Genomic DNA, 20,886 nt, shown 5'->3' on the forward strand with positions numbered 1-20,886 from the left:
GTCCGGGGCCAAATGCAGGGTTGTCATTCCATACCTGCAGGATGGCTGATTCCTGCTCAGGGGTTATTTCCTTTTCCCCTCGGCCTGACCGACGGGGCTGATGCTCGAGAAACGCTTCTTCACCAAGCTCCTTGAGCTGTCTTTTCCACTCATAGACCGTGGTGTAGTGGACCCCAGCTACCTTGGCTGCTTCCTTGGGTCCGATCTGTTTGGCGTGTTTCAGGATAGTAAGTTTTTGTGCTTGACTAAATTGCTTGTTGCCCATGACACTTTCTCCTCTGGTTTAAGCCGGGAGAAAGTGTTACCCTGATTCAAGCCATTTTGTCCGGATTTTTATTACCAAAAACATTATTGACTTTTCCCTTCCCCCTCAGGTAAGCCTATCGAGGGGTAAGTAACAACATTTATACTCGACGATTGTTTCCAAATCGCCGTATCCAATCTCCATTTTCCACAGTCTACACTCAACCGGAGGCGGCTTGTCCACATCGCGATATAGAGGTGATATTGTCGCGGGCTCGCTTCTGGTCCCTGAGAGCAGGAATGTCCTGCTTTGAAGGCATTTCTGCTTGATACATATCAAGTGCATTGTATGGTCAGTTCAGGCCAAGTGGCCATGCTGTTGAGTTCCGGAATATAATCTGGATGCTCTCCCTCCTTTAGCTAAATCCTCACCCCGGCAAGTAGATCTTCACCAATACCTACTTGTTCATTTTTCTTTTCAAATTCCTTTCTATTTTAGAATCCTGCTTTATCCTGCCATCATATTGACCTTTACTTTAGTTTCAGGTATCCCAAATGGAAAATACGTAAGATTCATACTTTCTTGGCTTATATTTGCTTTCATTTCATAAGCTAAGTAATATCAATATATTACCATTCGTTGGTCAGTCTTCTTTTTCTTCATAGAAATCAATTGCAAGGCTTATATGCCCCAGACATCGGCTTCACCTATTGCCCCTGGTGCCCGGGTTCTTATCCGGGACACTGAATGGCTGGTCAGACGGGTGGATAAATCGTCCTTTGGAGAAAAAGCCCTTACCTGCGTAGGGGTGTCTGAACTGGTTCGGGACAAGGAAGCGGTCTTTCTCACAGATCTGGAAGCCAGGCGCACACCCATTCAGGTCTTGGATCCAGCCGCCACCAGGCTGGTCCCGGACAGGTCCAACCAGTATGAGGACAGTCTCCTGTATCTGGAAAGCCTGCTTCGGCAGACCCCGCCCACAGATGCCAACATATATATAGGTCACCAGGCAGCCATGGATTTAGTGCCCTACCAGCTGGACCCAGCCCTTCAGGCCCTGGACAAGCCCAGACAACGGATCCTGATCGCCGATGCCGTGGGTCTGGGCAAGACCCTGGAGGCCGGAATTCTGGTGAGTGAGCTCATCCGCCGCGGCCGGGGCAAACGTATCCTGGTGGTAACCATGAAGAGCATGCTCTCCCAGTTCCAGAAGGAATTCTGGACCAGGTTTGCCATTCCCCTGACCCGGCTGGACTCCATCGGACTGCAACGGGTCCGGTCCCGCATACCCACCAACCACAATCCCTTTTATTATTTCGACAAGTCTATCATCTCCATAGACACCCTGAAACAGGACAACGAGTTCAGGGTACACCTGGAAAAGGCCTCCTGGGACATCATTGTTATCGATGAGGCCCAGAATGTAGCTGAGCGCGGCCACGGCCGGACCCAGCGGGCCAGACTGGCCAAGCTCTTGTCCAAAAAATCAGACAGCCTGATCATGCTCTCGGCCACTCCCCACGACGGCCGGGCCAGGAGCTTCGCCAGCCTGATGAACATGCTCGATCCCACGGCCATCGCCAATCCGGACAACTACGGGCCTGAGGATATCCGGGGCCTGTTTATCCGTCGGTTCAAAAAGGACATTCAGCACCAGGTCAAGGGATCATTCCAGGAGCGGCGGATAAGCACCAGTTCGGTCCAGGCCTCACCGGAAGAGGAACAGGCCTTTTCCGATCTGGTGTCCTTAAATATCCAGAGCCTGGACAAGCGCCGAAGCGGTGGACATCTGTTCAAGACCACCCTGGAAAAGGCCCTGTTTTCCAGCCCGGCCGCCTGCCTGGAGACCATCGAGGCCCGGCTGAGGCATCTCAAGCAGAAGCAACAGAATGCAGCCCAGCAAAATATTCCTGTATCCCCTTCTTTTCCCGAGGCACCATCTGCCAATGATACCCCAAACTCTAAAAATACTGCCAACTCCAGTCTCCAGAATGTAGGGGCGGATTATTCGCCCTCTTTAACTGACATCCAGGCCCTGCAATCCCTTCGCCAATCAGTGGCTGCCATAACTCCTGAACGGTTCAGCCGGTTTCAGAAGCTGGTTGAGCTGCTATCCGACCCCTCCAACTCACTATATTGGACCGGAAAGGACCCCAAAGATCGTCTGGTCATATTCACTGAACGTATCGCCACCTTGAATTTTTTGGCTAAACATCTGCCAGGAAAACTGGGGCTCAAAGACAAGCAGTTCGCCTTGCTGCACGGACGGCTTTCTGACATCGATCAACAACAGGTGGTGGAAGACTTCGGCCGGGAAGAATCACCTCTGCGGCTACTTGTTGCTTCAGACGTGGCCTCGGAAGGAATCAATCTGCACTATCTCTCCCATCGGCTCATTCATTTTGATATCCCCTGGTCCCTCATGGTTTTCCAACAGCGAAATGGTCGTATCGATCGCTACGGACAGGAGCACACACCGCTTATCCATTATCTGCTTATCCAAAGTCAGACCCCGAAGATAAAAGGGGACATGCGCATTCTGGATTTGCTCATCAAGAAGGATGAGGAAGCTACCAAGAATATTGGTGACCCTTCTGCCCTGATGGGGGTCTTTGATATTGACGCTGAAGAGGCAAAGACAGCTTCCGCCTTGGAGCAGGGACAGAGCGCAGAGGAGTTTGAAACTGAGGTCCTGTCCGGTGATCCCGAAGAGGACCTTGATCTTTTGAGCTTCCTGGAACAGGGACAAGAAACATTAGATGAGCATTCCAGCTCTGAGCGCATATCACAACTGCCTACCCTTTTTGAGGATGACTTTGCCTACGCCCGAAAGGCCCTGACCAAACTGTCCCAAGATCAGGATCTAAATCTGGATATCGACCCTGAACAGCGCGTCCTCCAAGTCAGCATGCCGGATGACCTGGCCTTCAGGTTTAGGTTTCTTCCCCGCGAGATTCAGCCGGAGAGCGGGCTGCTCATATTCACTGATGACCGGCAGACCATGCAGGATGAGATCAAGCGCTGCCGCAAGGACGAGCAGGCCTGGCCTCGCCTTCACTACCTCTGGCCCTTACACCCGGCCATGCAGTGGCTCAGCGACAGATTGCAGACCAGCTTCGGGCGGCACGAGGCCCCAGTACTAACTGTGCCCACTTTGCTGGAAGGCGAGATTATTTATCTTTTGACTGGCATCATTCCCAACCGTAAGGGACAGTCTTTGATACAGAAGTGGTTCGGGGTCACGGTGGTCCAGGGCAAGTTACAGGGTATTCAGCCCCTGGAGACAATCCTGGAGCGCACAGGACTTGGTGAGAGAACCTTTTCCAATCCTGGAGACCTGAAAATCAGCGAGCAGGCAGAGAAGCTTTTGCCGGACGTGCTGCACAAGGCCCAGGACTGGATGAAAAAGGTGCGCAAGTCATTTGAAAACGAGCTCAATCCGCAGCTGAGTGAACATCTGCAAAGACTGGAGGCCTTGAAGGACCGGCATAAAAGGGAAATCCAGGCCTACTATGATGAACAGAAAGTCGCTGAGACAGTCAAGAAACGACGCAAGGATGAAAAGAATAGGGAAGTGGAAAGCCTGTTTGCAGAGTATATGCAGTGGATTGAGGATACATTGAGCACAGAAGAGCAGGCTTATATTAAGGTTGGGGCGGTGTTGCAGGGGTGATTTTTTGAGGAATACACGGGCAGAGACAAGCTCTGCCCCTACGGCCTTAAACCCGACATCCGGATATATTTGTGGGCGGTACATCAATCTCCGGCCCTTCATACCCGTAGGGGCGGACCTTGTGTCCGCCCGAAAGACCTTGTGTCCGCTCGGATCCAAATTGCGGATGCGTGCGAGCTGATTTAATCTAATAAACCCCAAAACGGCATAACCCATGACCCTCGACCTGACAGGCATCAGCAACGAAAACGAGTTCTATACTCACCACTATCTCTCGGCCATCCTGGAGAATGATCTCAAGGATCTGTTCAAGGAATGGAACAGGCGGCAGAAGGAAGAGAAAATCCCCACCCCTGCGTCCATTATCGGAGGCCTGTCCAGGGACTACTTCCGCCTGCGCAGTGACCTGTCCGAAACCAAGGGTCCGGACACCAGGCAGCAGCTCCAGGAAACCTTTTTGGAGAAACTCATCTCCGCCCTTGGCTATCCATATCAGCCCCAGAACCAGGAAGGACTGGACGGACAGCTCATTCCGGTAGCCGGAGAAATCTGCAAAGGCTCTGGTGCGCCTGAGCTGTGGGTCTTGCCTGCTGTGGACGGAGTTGGTCAGGACGCAGTGGATCCCCTGGAGCTCACTCCCCAGCCCGACCAATTGGGGGCCACCCCCAATGCCCCGAATCAACCTCAGCCCTACGAATCATCCGTAGGGGCGAATAATCATTCGCCCTCCCTCACCTGGCAAACCCTGCTCACCAAGGCCATCTTTGCCCGAGAAGAGCCGCCCCGTTGGGTGATCTTAGCCGGAACTTCCCAGGTCCTGCTCATGGACAGAGCTAAATGGGCCCAGAAGCGCCTGCTGCGTTTTGACCTGGACGAGATCCTGGCCCGGCGGGAGGACTCTACCCTTAAAGCCATGGCTGCCCTGGTACACAGGGAAAGCGTCTGTCCGGAAGATGGCATCCCCCTTTTGGATACTCTGGAGGAAAATTCCCACAAGCACGCTTATGCAGTATCTGAAGACCTCAAATACGCCCTGCGGGAATGCATTGAGCTTTTGGGCAATGAGGCGGTCTGGTACCTGGAAAATACCAGGCGTAAAGGGGTCTACTCCGGGGAGGAAAAAATCGATCCGGAACAGCTCTCCCGAGAATGCCTGCGCTTTATGTACCGGCTGCTTTTTCTCTTTTATATAGAGTCTCGGCCGGATCTCGGTTATGTGCCCATGCAGGCCGAGGCCTACCGCAATGGCTATAGCCTGGAATCTCTTCGTGACCTGGAAATGGTTCCCTTGACCACTTCGGAGTCCCAGGACAAATACTTCATCCACGAGTCTTTGCAGCTCTTATTCGATCTTATCTACAACGGCTATCCTCCGGCCAAAAACGTGCATGAACAAAAGGCCTTGATGCCCGAGGACTCCCTGTACAACACCTTCTGCATTCCGCCCCTGCGCTCCCATCTCTTTGACCCGGACCTGACCCCAATTTTGAAAAAGGTACGCTTTAGAAACAAGGTCCTGCAAAAGATCATCCGCCTCATGTCCCTGTCCCGCCCGACCAAGAGCCGCAGCCAGCGCCGTGGCCGCATCTCCTATGCTCAGCTGGGTATCAACCAGCTTGGCGCTGTATACGAAGGCCTGCTTTCATACCGCGGTTTTTTTGTCCAGCACAACGATGGTTTGTACGAGGTCAAGCCGGCTGGCGAAGCCTGGGACCCTTTGGGTATTGCCTACTTTGTTCCGCAGGAAGATCTGCGCAACTACTCTGAACAGGAAAAAGTATACAACCAGGACGGCACCCTGACCCACTATCCCAAAGGGACCTTCATCTATCGCATGTCCGGCCGGGACCGGCAGAAGTCGGCCTCCTACTACACCCCGGAATCCCTGACCCAGTGTCTGGTCAAGTACTCCCTTAAAGAGCTCCTGAAAGATAAATCCGCAGACGATATCCTGGATCTGACCATCTGCGAGCCGGCCATGGGTTCGGCCGCATTCTTGAACGAAGCGATCAATCAGCTGGCGGAAAGCTATCTGGACAAGAAGCAGCGGGAGCAAAGCAAACAGCTCACAGTCGAGCAACAGGCCCTGGAAAAGCAGAAGGTCAAGACCTATCTGGCGGACAACAATGTCTTTGGGATAGACCTCAACTCAGTGGCTGTGGAGCTGGCCGAGGTCTCTCTGTGGCTGAACACCATCCACCCCGGCGGGTACATGCCCTGGTTCGGAAACCAGCTGGTCTGCGGCAACTCTTTGATCGGGGCCAGAAAGGACGTGTACAGCCCGCATCTGCTGCGCCCAAAATCAAAAACCGATCCCCTATGGCTGGATAAAGTCCCAAAGCGTATTCAGCCCGGAGAGAAGCGGCCCCAGGGAGCGGTCTATCACTTCCTGCTCCCGGATAAGGACATGGCTGCGTACACCGACAAAAACGTCAAAAAACTTGTCCCGGATGCCTTTCAGGCCATCAAGGACTGGAAAAAGGAGTTCACCAAGCCCTTTTCCCAAGAGGATGTGCGGCAACTGCAAAAGCTCTCCCAGGCTGTGGATGCCCTTTGGTTTGTTCACATCCAGAAACAGCGTGAACTCAGACAAAAGACCAGGGATTCCCTGCCCTTTTTCGGGCACCAGGACGCGGACCGGGAGCAGACCTCAGTAGCCCGCAAGGACCGCATCCTGCGCCAGGAGCAATGGGCCGAGGGCCTGCGCCATTCCACACCCTTTAAGCGTCTGAAATTGGCCATGGACTACTGGTGCGCCTTGTGGTTCTGGCCCTTGGAGCAGACCGATATATTGCCCGGCCGGGAGGCTTTTTTGCTGGAAATGTCTCTTATCCTGCAAGGGGAAGTATATGAATCCCTGACAGATGAGCACGGCCATGCCTACCTGCCGGGGACCAATCCCAAACAGGAGCAGCTCAAGCTCCCCTTTGACCGGCGCTTGGGTCTGGTGGATGTGGACAAGCTGTGCGAGAAAATGGATCGCCTCAAACTGGCTCGGGACTTAGCAGCCAAATACCGCTTTCTGCACTGGGAGCTGGAGTTTGCCGACATTCTGGAGGACCGGGGCGGGTTTGATCTGATTCTGGGGAATCCGCCGTGGATTCAGGTCTCCTGGCATGAGGGCGGATTTATGGGCGACCATGAGCCGCTCTTTGCCCTCAAAAAATACAGCGCCTCCAAGCTGGCCGGTCTGCGTAATGAGACCCTGGAGAAACGAAACCTGACCTCAGAGTATCTGAGTGCCTATGAAGAGGCGGAAGGAACCCAGCTTTTCTTAAATGCACGGCAGAATTACAAAGACTTGGAAGGGATGAAGGCCAATTTGTACAAGTGTTTTTTGCCTCAGGCCTGGAGACATGGAAAGCTGGACGGGATCTTCAGTTTTTTGCATCCCGAGGGGGTTTATGATGATCCGAATGGGGGAAACCTGCGGGAAGCAGTGTATCCCAGGCTGAGGTATCATTTTCAGTTTCACAATGAATTCAAACTGTTTTCTGATGTCCATCATGCCACAATGTTCAGCATAAATACATACGCAGCCTGTGCTGATCAGGCATCATTTACTCACATCGCCAACCTCTATGCCTCCAGAACAGTTGATACCTGCTTTGAGCACAGCGGCCAAGGACCGGTGCCAGGCATCAAGGACGAAGACAATAAGTGGAACGTGCACGGCCATGCCTCCCGCCTGATTTCGGTAACTGAACAGGAGCTCTCCTTGTTTGCCAGTCTCTATGATCCAGAAGGCACCCCTGCTTTACAGGCCAGATTGCCAGCCCTGCACTCCAGAGAGCTGGTTCAGGTGTTGGAGAAGTTTGCCGCCCAGCCCCAAAAGCTGGGGGACTTGCAGGGCGAGTATTTCTCCACCCAGCACTGGAACGAAACCAACTCCCAGCAAGACGGCACTATCCGCCGGGAAACCAAATTTCCAGATACATCTGAAGAGTGGGTTCTCTCCGGCCCGCACTTCTTTGTGGGCAATCCCTTGTACCAGACCCCCAGAACTGAATGCACCAAAAACGCTGACTACGACATCCTGGATCTGACTGAACTGCCAGACGACTACCTGCCCCGGACCAACTACGTCCCGGCCTGCTCCAAAGAGAAATATGAGCGGCGTACGCCGAAGGTACCATGGGATGGGCGGTTGGTGACGGAGTATTATCGATTTATTACCAAGTTCCAGCTTTCACAAAGTGGAGAAAGAACATTTCTCAATACAATTATTCCTCCAAAAGTTGGGCACATAAACACAATTGTTAGCTATACTTTTAAAAATATAAACAAGCTTGTCGGCTATAGTGCTTCATCTATAAGTGTTCCATACGACTTTTTTGTTAAGTCAAGTGGTAGGCCAGCTTCAACAAGTCTTACAAGTCTAATACCATTTATTGAAATGCCCAAACAGGCAATGCTTAGAGCATTATTATTATGCTGTGTTACTGAGTTATATAGATCCCTCTGGTCCACCTGCTGGCAGGAGGACTTCACCTCCGACTCCTGGGCCAAGTCCGATTCCCGCCTGCCCAACGCCTTTTTCCGCAATTTGACCCCTGACTGGCACCGGGATTGCGCCCTGCGCACAGACTACACCCGCCGTCAGGCTTTGGTGGAGATCGATGTGCTCACGGCCATGGCTCTGGGCCTGACCCTGGAGGAGCTCAAAACCATCTACCGGGTCCAGTTCCCTGTCATGCGCCAGTACGAGGCAGACACCTGGTATGACCAGAACGGCCGAATAGCGTTCACCAACTCCAAGGGCCTGTCCGGGGTGGGATTTTCGCGCAAAAAGTGGAACGAACTGACTGAAGAGACCAGGGACGACAGTGGCCGGGTCATCCGGGTTCCCGTAGGGGCGAATCATTATTCGCCCTCTTCAGATTCGCAGAACAGGCAACAAATATCCGTCAATCACCCCCAAACCCACATGCAGGCCGTAGGGGCGAATAATTATTCGCCCTCTTCGGCCCGCCATCAAAAAGACGAAAAATCAAAGAGGGCGAAAGATTTTTCGCCCCTACTAAAACCAGACCAGGGTACACACATGCCCACCCTACAGCGAACCGTAACCGACGACACCCTGCCGGACGGACCGTATGAGAAGACCATTGAGTACGTCCCGCCCTTTGACAAATGCGACCGGGAGGAGGATTACGAAACCGTGTGGGCGGAGTTTGAGCGAAGGTTTCAGGAATAGACCTCTAAACAACCGCCAAGGCAGAAGAGAATGGCCGAATCATCAGGGTTCCCGTAGGGGCGAATGATCAGTCGCCCTCTTCAACCGAAACCTGCAAGAGACAAGAAATTTAAATTTGCTCTCACAGGATATATTTCCCAAAAAGGGAAATTTCCCATTGACGGAAAACAGGTTCTGGGTTATCAATATATGAACGTTGTCGCGCGACCTACGCTGATTGAGTATGAAAAAAAATATCCCAATGCCAAAGATTGGCTCCAGACCTGGTATTATCAAGTAAAGCATGCAAAGTGGCAAAACTTTGTGGAATTAAAGGCTGAATATCCCAGCACGGACTACGTGGGCAATGATCGATATGTGTTTGATGCGAAAGGAAATCACTATCGTTTAATTGTAGCTATCAGATTTCAAGCTCAAATGGTCTACATCCGCTGGTTTGGCACCCATGCAGAGTATGACAAACTCCCAGACGCCTCCGCAGTGTAATACCAAGGAGGAACAAATTATGGTTATTGGACTGATTAAAAACGAGACTGAATATCAACAGGCCCTGGATCGGATTGAGGAGCTGTTGGCTGAACCTGCGAATAATGAAGAGACTGAACGAGAACTGGAGCTCTTGGGGCATCTTGTTGATAAATATGAAAGTGAACAATTCCCCATTGAATATCCGGATCCTGTGAAAGCTATCAAGAATCGGATGGAAGACCTGGGACTGAGGCAAAAGGATCTGACTCCCATTGTTGGCTCATCGTCAAAAGTTTCCGAGGTCTTAAATTATAAACGGCGCTTGTCTCTGCCCATGATGAGGGCTCTGAACAAGCACCTCAAGATTCCGCCTGAGGTCTTATTGCAGGAAGATCCGGAGACCCTTCCGGAAGAGGAACCTGAAATAGACTGGCAGAAGTTTCATGTCCAAGAGATTGTTCATCGCGGATGGGTACAAATTGGTACTCATATCAAGGACCATGCTGAAGAGATCGTCCGGTATCTCTATGACCTGGCCGGGCAAAGGACGCCAAATAGCCAAGGGGCAATGCTTCGTCAAGGTGGGTATGGCGGACACAGAGCAGACCCTTATGCTTTGCAAACCTGGCTGTTGATGGTCATGGCCAAGGCGAATTATTTTGACCAATACTGCTCTCAGACAGTAGCAGGCTATGATCCTGAGCATATCACCCAAGACCTTCTTTCTAATTTGGCCCGCTTGAGCGTCCACGGCGAACAGGCCCCTTTACTGGCCAGGGATTACTTGGCCCAGTTAGGCATCAAGCTCATCTTTGAAAAACGTCTCCGACACACATATCTGGATGGGGCTTGCCTGCTCATGGAAGACGGAACACCAGTTATCGGTCTGACCCTGCGACATGATAGAATAGACGCTTTTTGGTTCACATTGATGCATGAGATCGCCCACCTCAAATTGCACATCTCCCAAGAACAAAGGTTCATAATCGACGAGAATATCCAGTACAGCATGGAGGACAAAGAAAAAGAGGCCTCTGCCTATGCAGCCCAAATTTTCATTCCGGATCACGTCTGGAATGAGCATCCGGCCCGAGTATCTGGCAGAAAAAGGGATATCCTGGATTTGGCCGACAAGCTTGAGCTCCATCCGGCAATCATTGCCGGAAGGGTTCGGTATGAACGGAACAACTTTAAAATATTACATAACTTGGTTGGTCATGGGGTAATGAGGTCACATTGTGAACGGCAAGGTGTGTTTGATCCGGTGGAATGTTCGCCAACGTTATCTGTAAATTAAAACTTGATTACAACCCATGAAAAACATCCGGATAAAGCTATCAAAGACCCCGGAAGGATCCACGCCGATGAGTATCAAGAACGGAACGACATGTCCTGTTTGCGGACAGGGTCGCATATACAAAGAATTCAAGCAGGAAGGGTTTGAATATAAAGGACAAAAGTTGATTCTTGAGAACCATCCAATATTTGTCTGCGATACATGTGGCAAAGAATTTGTCACAGCTAAGGATGCAAAGCAGTTTGATGATGAAGTGACGAGATTTTTTGATAAAGTAAACAGTGATTCCCAGGTAATGCAAAAGTGGATTGCAGAGTCGGAACATCGCTATAAAGCATATAAGGAAGGAAGAAGTAAACCCATAAGTATAAACGATATAAAGCAAAAATATGACCTAAGCTGAGCGATTCTCAATCGCATTTCAACGTGTTACCTTCGCTTAGAATCGCTCAATCAAGGTGCGAATTGTCGCAACCAGTTAAGGTAAAGATGAATCTAGTAGGAGAATAAAGATGGAAAACAGCATAGATATTCAACGTATGTCTAAAGAAGAAAAATTGATAATCATGGAAAAAATTTGGGAGGACTTATCCAAAGATGATACTGATCTCAGTTCTCCAAGTTGGCATCAAAGAGAACTGCAGAAAACAGAAGAACGTTTTTGCGCTGGAAAGGAAAATATAATGGATTGGGAAGAAGCTAAAAAAGAGCTTAGGAAGATTTCTGAATGAAGTTTCTCAAACTGCTCTCTTCCGCAATAGAAGACTTATATGCAGGTCGAGTATTCTATGAAAGGCAAGGAGAAGGTTTGGGTGAATATTTTTATGATTCACTTTTTTCTGATATTGATTCCTTAAGACTTTATGCTGGAATTCATCCACAGCATTTCGGATTCTATCGCATGCTGGCTAAGAGATTTCCATACGCGATCTATTATCGGCTTAAGAATAAAAATGATGTTCTCGTATATAGAATACTTGACATGCGTCAAGATCCGAACAAAATCAGAGAGTCTTTGAAATAAGTGATGTAATTCTCTTCGTTCCCAGGGTCCTCTCACGCCTTGGCGTGAGCGTCTTTTCTTATGGCTCTGGCCATTCTCTTTCTTGTCCTGTCTTGGGGCTCCCAGCCGGGTTTGAAAAAGGGGGCCGAAGCCCCAAGAGGGGACGTTACGAGGGAGGACCCTCGTAACGAAGAAAGGGCGAATAATTATTCGCCCCTACAACCTTTATGCCAGCTTGTTGCCAATTTTCACATACGGATTGTCGGAGGGATTGTAGGGGCGAAAAATCTTTCGCCCTCTTTGGAAATTCTGATCTTTCTCCTCCAAAAAAAGAACTGAATAGTCCTCAGCTTGGCTAGCAGATACAACAAGTGCTTCTTATGATCCCATCCATCCTTTCCCAGCAGATCAATCAGGGCATCAATGATTTTCTATCCACCACCTTTCATTCCACCAATCCCTTTTTCCATGGCATGCTGGACCGCTTCCTAAACCAGGACGGAAACTTAAGCAAAGGACCATACATATCCTTGCAACTGCCCTTTCAAAAAGGCAGCAGTCAGAAATTTTTCCCTGAAATCCCTCTGGGCTTTACCCCGCATCTGCACCAGGAGCTGGCCTTTGCCCGTCTGTCAGGCCTGAATCCCCTCCCCTCTATTATCGCTTCCGGCACTGGATCGGGCAAGACGGAATGCTTTTCACAGCCCATTTTGGAGCACTGCCGCACATCTGATCAGCCCGGAATCAAGGCCATTCTCATCTACCCCATGAACGCCCTGGCCTATGACCAGGCCGGACGCCTGGCCGAGACCATCTGGAAAACGCCCAGCCTGCACTCCAAGGTCACAGCCGGGCTGTTCGTTGGGCAGCAGACGGCAGAGGCCTGCTCCAGCATGACCGAGACCTCCATCATCACGGACAAAGACATCCTGCGTCAGAGCCCGCCCGATATTTTGCTGACCAACTACAAGATGCTGGACTACCTCCTGGTCCGGGCCAGGGATGCTCGGCTGTGGGCTGAAAATGCACCGGAAACCCTTCGTTTTGTGGTTGTGGACGAGCTGCACACCTTTGACGGAGCTCAGGGAACGGACCTGGCCTGCCTGCTGCGCCGGCTGAAGGCCAGGCTGGGAACTCCAGAAGGATACCTCTGCCCCATCGGAACTTCAGCCACTCTGGGGGACGCGGAGTCCAAGGAGCAGTTGATCACCTATGCCCAGCAGGTCTTTGGTGAACCTTTTGACCACGACTCTGTGATCAGTGAATACCGCCAGAACGCTGAGGACTTTCTGCGCGGGCAGCTCATTAAATACATGGACATTCCGGATTCCATTCAGGCCCTGTCCCCGGAGAGCTATGACACGGCTCAGGACTATCTTACCAACCAGATTCGGCTCTGGACCGGGCTGGAGGTCAGTCCAGAGGCTGAAGATGACTCTTGGCGGCTGGGATTGGGAAAGGCCCTGAAGGGTCACGTCTTGGTGCACAACCTGCTGCGGGTTATGGACGGCCGAGTACGCAGTGTGCAGGATATAATCAGCGAGCTGGCTGAGGCCTCATCCCAGCTCAAAAACGGCGGCCCGGAATATACTCGACTGCTGCTGAACAGCCTCCTGGCCTGTATCTCAGTGGCTAAGAGCGAGGAAGATGGACAGATACGCCCTTTTGTTTATGCCCGGGTCCAGCATTGGTACCGGGAGATGCGGCGCATGGTCTGCGCTGTAAGCCGTACTCCGGAGCTTCGTTTTTCCGACGATCTCACCGAAGATCAACGCAAATACCACCTGCCCCTGCTGCACTGCCGGGAATGCGGCCAAACCGGCTGGATCGGCCGCCTGCCCCTGCACGGGAGCACCTTGCAGACTGATCTGAAAAGCATCTATGTGGATTACTTCAGCAAGCAGCCATCCCAGCGCCTGACCTCCATGTTTCCTGAGGAAGATGGAAGCCAGGCATCTTCATTTCCCGGGTACCGTATGGGGCTATGCCCAGGATGCCTGAATTTGGGCCGCAAATCGTCCGGGGAATGCCCAGGATGCGGCCAGAACGGCCTTATCCCTGTTCTGGTCCCGGAAGCTGCCAGCCAGCACTGCCCGTCCTGCGGGGCGCACAACAGCCTGACCCTGCTCGGGTCCCGCTCAGCCAGCCTGACCAGTGTGATGATCGGCCAGCTCATGGCCTCCAGGTACAACAGTGATCCTAAGTGCATCACCTTTTCGGATAATGTCCAGGACGCAGCCCACAGAGCAGGTTTCTTTGGGGCCAGGACCTACCGCTTCACCTTTCGGGCTGCGTTGCAGCACTATGTTCAGGGCCAGGCCGAAGGGCACAGCCTGGCCCGGGTGGCCGCGGATATGCCCACATACTGGCAAAACCGCATGGAACGGGAGAGCTTTGCAGCCACCTTTCTGCCCCCCAACCTGACCTGGCTTCAGGATGTGGACCATCTGGAGCGGCACGACCACCTGCCGGCCAAATCAGACCTGGGTGATCTGATCAGCCGGCGTCTGCGCTTTGAGACAGTCTCGGAGTACGGATTTGGCAGCCGCATCGGCCGGACCCTGGAGAAATCCGGAGCCTCGGTGATTAGACCTGATGTCCAGAAGCTGGGCCAAGTGGTGGAGCTGCTGGGCCAGATGCTGCCCAATGAAATGGAGGAGCTGCGGACTGCATTCACCAACGGACAGGGAGACGGGCAGACACTTGGGCAAGGAGACGGGCAGACACAAGCTCTGCCCCTACGAAATCACCCCGACGCGGATATAACTTGTAGGGGCGGATCTTGTGTCCGCCCGGCCGAGAACACCACAGCCCCAACCAACATCGAACATACCCTGACTTCTTTTCTTTTGGGTTTGATCATACAAATCAAAGCCATGGGCGGGATCTTTGATCCAGACCTGGAGCACTATATCCGCGACTGGGGCAAAGTCTATCTTTTGAGCCAAAAGCACAGGATGTGGATGCCCAATTTCGGTCCCAAGACCAGAACTCCCGGCTTTGTGACTACCAGGCCGGGGATGGACCGCTTCCCTCAGCTCACCCTCAGCGGGAGCAGGTCATCCTGGTTTGAGTGGTGGGCCTACCGCCATTTTCCAGACCTGGCCCTGCGTCAGCCCACACCTGTGCAGCGATTTTACGGATTGGTCTTTTCCTGCTTACAGGATCACGGCCTGGTCCGGGATCAGTTCCAGGACGGGCATCATATCTACGGTCTGGAGCCGGAAAACATGCTGGTCTCAAACCAGGTTTTGCAATGCCGGTGCTCACATTGCGGGCACTGTATTTCCGGGGCTGCATCCGACCAGGATATCCTGGAGGACATGTTCTGTCTGCGCCGGGGCTGTAGGGGAACGTATGAATCAGCTGGGCAGGGAATGGACTATTACGGCCGACTGTACAGTTTTGGTAAGATCAGCCGATTGGTGGCCAAGGAGCACACCGGACTTTTGGAGCGAGAGACCAGGGAGGAGCTGGAACGAAAATTCAAGGCCCAGGACGGAATCCGAAAGCCCTGGTATCCCAACCTGCTGTCCAGCACCCCCACCCTGGAAATGGGCATCGATATCGGAGACTTGTCCACCACCATGCAGTGCTCTGTTCCTCCCACCCAGGCCAACTATATCCAACGCATCGGCCGCAGCGGACGAAAAAACGGCAATGGTCTGAACCTGACCGTGGCCGCAGGCCAGGCCCACGATCTGTACTTCTTTGCCAGTCCCTTAGAGATGATTGCCGGGCAGGTCCTGCCCCCGGGCGTATTTCTGGATGCTTCAGCTGTTCTGGAGCGTCAGTACACAGCCTTTTGTCTTGACCGCTGGGTCCAGACCTCGGACCAGGCCGAGCCTGTGCCCAGCCGTTTGGGTACGGTTTTGGATACCTTCCAGAGGGACAAGACCACTGTCTTTCCCAAGAACTTCATCCACTATGTACATGGACATCAAAGTCAGCTGTTTCAAAGCTTTTGCGCACTGTTTGCCAAGGAACTGAGCCAGGATTCCATCAATCACCTGGAGCGGTTTGTCTGGGGAGACAGCCAGGATGCCCCTGGGCTGACCTATCGGATCCTGGTTCGGCTCTATGATCTGCTCCGGGAGCGAAGAGGCCTCAAAACTCAGGTGGATCGCCTGTACCGGGAGATCAAGCGCCGGGAAAACTCACCGGCCAAGGATAAGAACTATGAACAGGAGATGGAGGAATTACGCAAGGAACGCTCTGGGCTCATGGCCCTGATAAAGGGCATCAATGCCAAGGATACCTACAATTTTCTCACCGATGAGGGGCTCCTGCCCAACTACGCCTTCCCAGAACAAGGCATTCAGCTCAGATCCATCATCTACCGCAAACGAAGCACCCGGCAAAAAGAACAGAGCGCTTTTGAGACCTTCAGCTTTGAATACGAACGTCCGGCCAAAAGCGGGCTGCGAGAGCTGGCTCCGGGCAACCGCTTCTATGCCGAAGGACGACGGGTGGAAGTGGACCGCATCGATCTGAAGCAGGCTAGTGTGGAACCGTGGCGGCTGTGCGCCAACTGCCCTCACTCAGAACCGGAGGCCACGGCCAAGGACCACGCTGTCTGCCCCCGCTGCGGCAGCCCGTTGTGGAGCGACCAGGGCCGCAAGCAGGATCTGGTTCGTCTGCGTCAGGTCATGGCCAAGTCCCCGGACTGGGCCAGCCGAATCACAGACGACGCCGACGAGCGCGAACCCACCTTTTACACCACCCAGCTTTTGGTGGATGTGGAGCCGGACAGCATCCAGGACGCTTATCAGATCGACGATCCGCAGTGTCCCTTTGGATTTGAGTTCATCTCCAAGGCCACCTTCCGGGACATCAATTTCGGTCCCTTGGGCCAGAACGGACATCCCCTGCAAGTAGCCGGAGAAGAGGTGGAGCGGCCGGGCTTTGTCCTCTGCCGGCACTGCGGCAAGGTGCAGAAGCAAAACGGCAAGATTGAGCATGCCTACGGCTGCCCGGCCAGGGACAAGGAAAGCGATGCTACCTTTGTGCGCAGCGTGTTTTTGTACCGGGAGTTCACCTCAGAAGCGATCAAGATCCTGCTCCCTGTGACCGGGTACGAGGCCTCCAAGCAGAGACTGGACTCCTTTGTGGCCGCCTTGCAGCTGGGCCTGCGCCACCATTTCGGGGGCTCGGCCTATGCCATTGATCATTTGCAGACCACGGTTAGTCAGGAGCCGGTGCCGGACTCCTCCTTGCGCAAGCAGTATCTGGTGCTCTTTGACACCGTGCCCGGGGGAACCGGTTTTTTGAAGCAGCTTATGCGCTCGGAGACCATGCTCACAATCCTGGACAAGGCCTTAGAGACCCTGAATACATGCTCCTGCCAGCAAGATCCGGAAAAGGACGGCTGCTACAACTGCCTGCTGGCTTACAGAAACAGCTACTCCATGCCCACCACCTCCAGACAGACAGCTATCAATATGCTGTCCACCATCCTGGCTTCCCGGGACACCCTGCGCCAGGTTCCCAATCTACAAAATATTCGGGTGGACGGCCTGGGGGAGAGTGAGCTGGAAGTCCTGTTTTTGGAAGGGGTGCAGCGCCTGACGCGTCAAGGCTGGACCGTGGACCTGCGAAAAGAAGTCATCCGGGGCAAGCCGGGAAACTTCCTGCGCATGGGAGATCAGGCCTATGAGCTGGAGCCGCAAGTGGAATTGGGAGCAGCTGACGGAGTTGCTGTCCCCAGCCGGGCTGATTTCGTCATCTGGCCGGCCCGGAGCAGACAGGAAGGAAAGCCTGTAGCTGTCTTTACCGATGGCCTTTCCTTTCATCGTACCCGCATGGGGCAGGACACAGCCCAGCGCATGGCCCTGGTCCAAAGCGGCTGCTTTCATGTCTGGAGCCTGACCTGGAAGGACGTGCATGCCCAGGTAGCCAACAAGCCGGATCGAGTGGCCGATTTTCTGCATCCGAAAGACAGTCGCATGGGCCGGAAGCAGTTTGTCCAGCTCCTAAGCAAGCTGGATTTGGAAGGCTTTCGGGAACTGCACACCAAGGATAGTTTTTCCTTGCTGGCCCAGTATCTGGGCGCTCCCAGGCCCAAGGATATGCAAAAGTACGCCCTGGCCCAGGCGGTGAGCCTCCTGGATCTATCTGGATCCAATGACCCTGAAGTTCGGAATACATGGATGGAGATTTTGGCCGATTCAGCACCAGAGCCTGTGCTCCAGGAAATACGGACCCAGCTGGATCACGGACTGATCGGAAATCTGGAGTCAGGGCCGATTCAGCTCTTTGTCTTTGCCCGGAAAAAGGCCTTGCAGAGTGCAGATCCGCATGGCTTGCGCATTGTCTGCTGCCTGGATGACCAGGAAGAGGCTCAAGAAAAACCAGGCTTTGAACGTAGCTGGATCAATTACCTGCGGCTTTTCAATATCTTTCAGTTTCTGCCCCACGCGGTCTTTGTCACCACCCAAGGACTGCGGCAAAATATATACGCTGATCTTGAGCTTGCCTTTTCAGATCAAAATAGTGCCCAAGGCTCTGCTTCTCCGTCTGAAGAGAATCACACCTGGCAGGAAGCCTTTGACCTTGCCCATCCCAAGACGCATCAGCTCCTGGAGGCCATGCGCCGGGAAGGGTGGCCAGCTCCTGAGGTGGGCTTTGATATAACAGTCAATGAAAGAGTGGTAGCTCAAGCAGAGCTGGCCTGGCCGGAAGAAAAAATTGTCTATTTATTGGAGGATCAAGTAGCTGATCTTGACCTTTTGCAGCAGTCAGGCTGGTCAGTGCAAACAATAACCCAAGCTCAAACAATGAATTAAGGCCCGGAGCAATAACATGAATCAACTGCAACCAACAGTGGCCATATCCAGCGACTTTTTCACCGCATACTCCAGATTGCCGAAAAAGGTGCAAAACAAGACGATCAGCTTTCTGTCCAAGTTTCGCCAGGACCCGAACATGCCCGGGATCAATTTTGAGAAGATCCAGGATGCAGGCAATCCTGGCTTTCGCTCTGTGCGCATCGACGACAGCTATCGAGGCATTGTGCTCAAACCTGAGGAAGACAATATCTATGTCCTGCTTTGGGTAGATCAGCATGACCAGGCCTATGCCTGGGCCAGACGGAAGAAATGCGCCGTGCATCCGGATACCGGCAGTTTGCAAGTTTATGAGGCTATGCAGGCTGACCAGGAATCATCTGAGGAGCAGGAGACTACAATCGCACCTGAGGCTGCTGGCTTGTTTGACGGGATCCGGGACCGGCATTTGGTCCAACTGGGTGTTCCCCAGGAACTGCTGCCCAGAGTCCGCCGGATAGTCAAACAACACGAGCTGGACGACATGCTGGACGTCCTGCCGCAGGAGGCCTATGAGGCCCTTTTCTTTTTGGCTGAGGGTTTTTCAGTTGAAGAAGTCTTTCAGGAAATGGATAAGGGCAGTGCCCCCAAGGATGTGGACACGCGTGATATCCGGTCTGCTTTGCAAAACCCGGATTCCAAGCAGCGTTTCCATGTGGTCACAGATGATCTTGAACTCCAGGCTATGCTCCAGGCTCCTTTGGAAAAATGGCGGGTATTTCTCCACCCCACCCAACGCAAGATTGTGGAACGAAATTGGAATGGACCGGTCCGGGTCCTGGGCGAGGCCGGCACAGGGAAAACCGTGGCCGCCATACATCGGGCCAAGTGGCTGGTCCGCAAGGCCTTTCCCGGAAACAAGGACTGGATCCTGTTTACTACTTTTACCAAGAACCTGGCTGCGGATATCCAGGAGAACCTGCGCACCATTTGCAGTACAGAAGAGCTGAACCGTATCGAGGTGGTCAATCTGGACAAGTGGGTATCGGATTTTCTCAAACGGTGCGGGTACTCCTCGACTATTGTCTACTCAGATCAGACTGAGCCACTCTGGGAGCTGGCCCTGACCGTTGCTCCGGACGATCCGGCTTTTCCAGCTACATTTTATCGCGAAGAATGGGAGAATGTCCTTAAGCCCCAAGGGGTGAGCACATTCGCCAAATACTGTCAGGCCTCACGCAAAGGCCGAGGCATCCCCTTAAACCGCAAAGCGCGTAAGGCTATATGGCCTGTTTTTGAAGAATACCGTCTCCAGCTGAGTGAACACGGTTGGCGGGAGCCTGAGGATGCCATGCGTGACGCCCGGCATATCCTGGAGGCCCAAAATATCAGCCTCCCCTACTCCTCTCTCGTAGTGGATGAGGCTCAGGATATGGGAACCCAGGCCTTCAAGCTCCTGCGGCAGATGGTCCCGGAAGGGGCGAATGATCTGTTCATTGTCGGCGATGGACATCAGCGCATTTACCGGCACAAAGTGGTCCTGGGGCGCTGTGGGATCAAGATTGTGGGCCGCAGTCGCAAGCTAAGGGTCAACTACCGGACTACTGAAGAAACAAGACGTTGGGCCACAGGCATCTTGGAAGGAGTATCCATAGATGACCTGGACGATGGCCAGGACAATACAAAGGGAACGACCTCTTTGTTGCGGGGAAAAGACCCCCTGATCAAGCACTTTGATTCATTTGACCAAGAGTGCCAATTTTTGACTGATTTGGCCCAAAAAAAGGAGCAGGAAGGGACTTTGTCCTCCACCTGCCTGGTAGCCAGGACCCACTCCAAGTTGAAACGATACACACAGGCCCTTCAGCAAAGAGGCATTGCAGTCTATCCGGTCAAGACCAGTGCTGCCGAAGATAGAAACGCGAGGGGGCTCCGGCTGGCCACCATGCACCGGGTCAAGGGCCTGGAGTTCGATACCATTATTATTGCCGGGGCTAATGAGGGGGATATGCCCCTAAAAAACGCCCTGGAATCCACAGATGACCATGCTGAACGCGAAGACCGGGAGATCAGAGAACGGGCGCTTTTCTATGTGGCCGCCACCCGGGCCAAGAAAGAGTTGGTGGTCACCAGCTTTGGGAGGAAGAGTGTGTTTCTGGAGAATGGGGCGTCGTGTCCCCTTACTTGTCCCTGAAATAGATCACCCGACCAGGCCCTCAGGGAAAACGGCTCTTCGCCCC

Annotated in this window: 10 protein-coding genes; 9 read left to right on the plus strand and 1 reads right to left on the minus strand. The window is 53.0% G+C overall.

Going from position 1 to position 20,886, the window contains the following annotated elements:
- Window positions 1-265, minus strand: a 265-nt coding sequence (locus N902_RS17265; RefSeq protein ID WP_034622438.1) for a helix-turn-helix domain containing protein, incomplete at its 3' end; no start/stop codon positions are given.
- Between the two features lie 664 nt (window positions 266-929).
- On the opposite strand from N902_RS17265, the gene N902_RS20380 reads away from it, so the two are divergent.
- The 9 genes from N902_RS20380 to N902_RS0109590 all read left to right on the plus strand — a co-directional run bounded on the left by N902_RS20380 (window position 930) and on the right by N902_RS0109590 (window position 20,840).
- Entirely contained in the window at window positions 930-3,917 is a 2,988-nt protein-coding gene (locus N902_RS20380; protein ID WP_027370759.1) for a DEAD/DEAH box helicase, read from the plus strand.
- A 214-nt stretch (window positions 3,918-4,131) separates the two neighbouring features.
- A complete protein-coding gene (locus N902_RS0109550; RefSeq protein WP_027370760.1) occupies window positions 4,132-9,114 on the plus strand; it encodes a DNA methyltransferase family protein in 4,983 nt (1,660 codons plus the stop codon).
- Window positions 9,115-9,177: 63 nt separating this feature from the next.
- Window positions 9,178-9,600 carry a type II toxin-antitoxin system HigB family toxin gene (locus N902_RS0109555; protein WP_208596298.1) on the plus strand — a complete coding sequence of 141 codons (423 nt, stop codon included), beginning with the start codon at window positions 9,178-9,180 and terminating at the stop codon, window positions 9,598-9,600.
- Between the two features lie 19 nt (window positions 9,601-9,619).
- Window positions 9,620-10,879: an ImmA/IrrE family metallo-endopeptidase gene (locus N902_RS17270; RefSeq protein WP_051564481.1), complete on the plus strand. Its 1,260-nt coding sequence runs from the start codon at window positions 9,620-9,622 to the stop codon at window positions 10,877-10,879.
- Between the two features lie 67 nt (window positions 10,880-10,946).
- Complete coding sequence (locus N902_RS0109565) at window positions 10,947-11,282, plus strand: type II toxin-antitoxin system MqsA family antitoxin (RefSeq protein ID WP_027370762.1); 336 nt, start codon at window positions 10,947-10,949, stop codon at window positions 11,280-11,282.
- 109 nt (window positions 11,283-11,391) lie between these two features.
- On the plus strand, window positions 11,392-11,610 hold the full coding sequence (locus tag N902_RS0109570; protein WP_027370763.1) for an addiction module protein: 219 nt from the start codon (window positions 11,392-11,394) through the stop codon (window positions 11,608-11,610).
- Complete coding sequence (locus N902_RS0109575) at window positions 11,607-11,903, plus strand: type II toxin-antitoxin system RelE/ParE family toxin (RefSeq protein ID WP_027370764.1); 297 nt, start codon at window positions 11,607-11,609, stop codon at window positions 11,901-11,903. Before N902_RS0109570 ends, N902_RS0109575 begins: the two co-directional genes overlap by 4 nt.
- Window positions 11,904-12,262: 359 nt before the next feature.
- Window positions 12,263-18,667, plus strand: coding sequence for a DEAD/DEAH box helicase (locus tag N902_RS0109585; protein WP_027370766.1), 6,405 nt, complete (start codon window positions 12,263-12,265; stop codon window positions 18,665-18,667).
- Window positions 18,668-18,683: 16 nt separating this feature from the next.
- The gene (locus N902_RS0109590; RefSeq protein WP_027370767.1) at window positions 18,684-20,840 is read left to right on the plus strand and encodes a 3'-5' exonuclease; all 2,157 of its coding nucleotides are present in this window, start codon (window positions 18,684-18,686) and stop codon (window positions 20,838-20,840) included.
- The last annotated feature ends 46 nt before the right edge of the window (window positions 20,841-20,886 follow it).

Source organism: Desulfovermiculus halophilus DSM 18834 (genome assembly GCF_000620765.1).
Classification (GTDB): Bacteria; Desulfobacterota; Desulfovibrionia; order Desulfovibrionales; family Desulfothermaceae; genus Desulfovermiculus; species Desulfovermiculus halophilus.

What these genes read in the sequence shown, in the direction of transcription:
- N902_RS0109575 (WP_027370764.1), top strand. Translation starts at nt 11,607, where the DNA reads ATGAAGTTTCTCAAACTGCTCTCTTCCGCAATAGAAGACTTATATGCA.
- N902_RS0109590 (WP_027370767.1), top strand. Translation starts at nt 18,684, where the DNA reads ATGAATCAACTGCAACCAACAGTGGCCATATCCAGCGACTTTTTCACC.
- N902_RS20380 (WP_027370759.1), top strand. Translation starts at nt 930, where the DNA reads ATGCCCCAGACATCGGCTTCACCTATTGCCCCTGGTGCCCGGGTTCTT.
- N902_RS0109565 (WP_027370762.1), top strand. Translation starts at nt 10,947, where the DNA reads ATGAGTATCAAGAACGGAACGACATGTCCTGTTTGCGGACAGGGTCGC.
- N902_RS0109555 (WP_208596298.1), top strand. Translation starts at nt 9,178, where the DNA reads ATGATCAGTCGCCCTCTTCAACCGAAACCTGCAAGAGACAAGAAATTT.
- N902_RS0109585 (WP_027370766.1), top strand. Translation starts at nt 12,263, where the DNA reads ATGATCCCATCCATCCTTTCCCAGCAGATCAATCAGGGCATCAATGAT.
- N902_RS17270 (WP_051564481.1), top strand. Translation starts at nt 9,620, where the DNA reads ATGGTTATTGGACTGATTAAAAACGAGACTGAATATCAACAGGCCCTG.
- N902_RS0109570 (WP_027370763.1), top strand. Translation starts at nt 11,392, where the DNA reads ATGGAAAACAGCATAGATATTCAACGTATGTCTAAAGAAGAAAAATTG.
- N902_RS0109550 (WP_027370760.1), top strand. Translation starts at nt 4,132, where the DNA reads ATGACCCTCGACCTGACAGGCATCAGCAACGAAAACGAGTTCTATACT.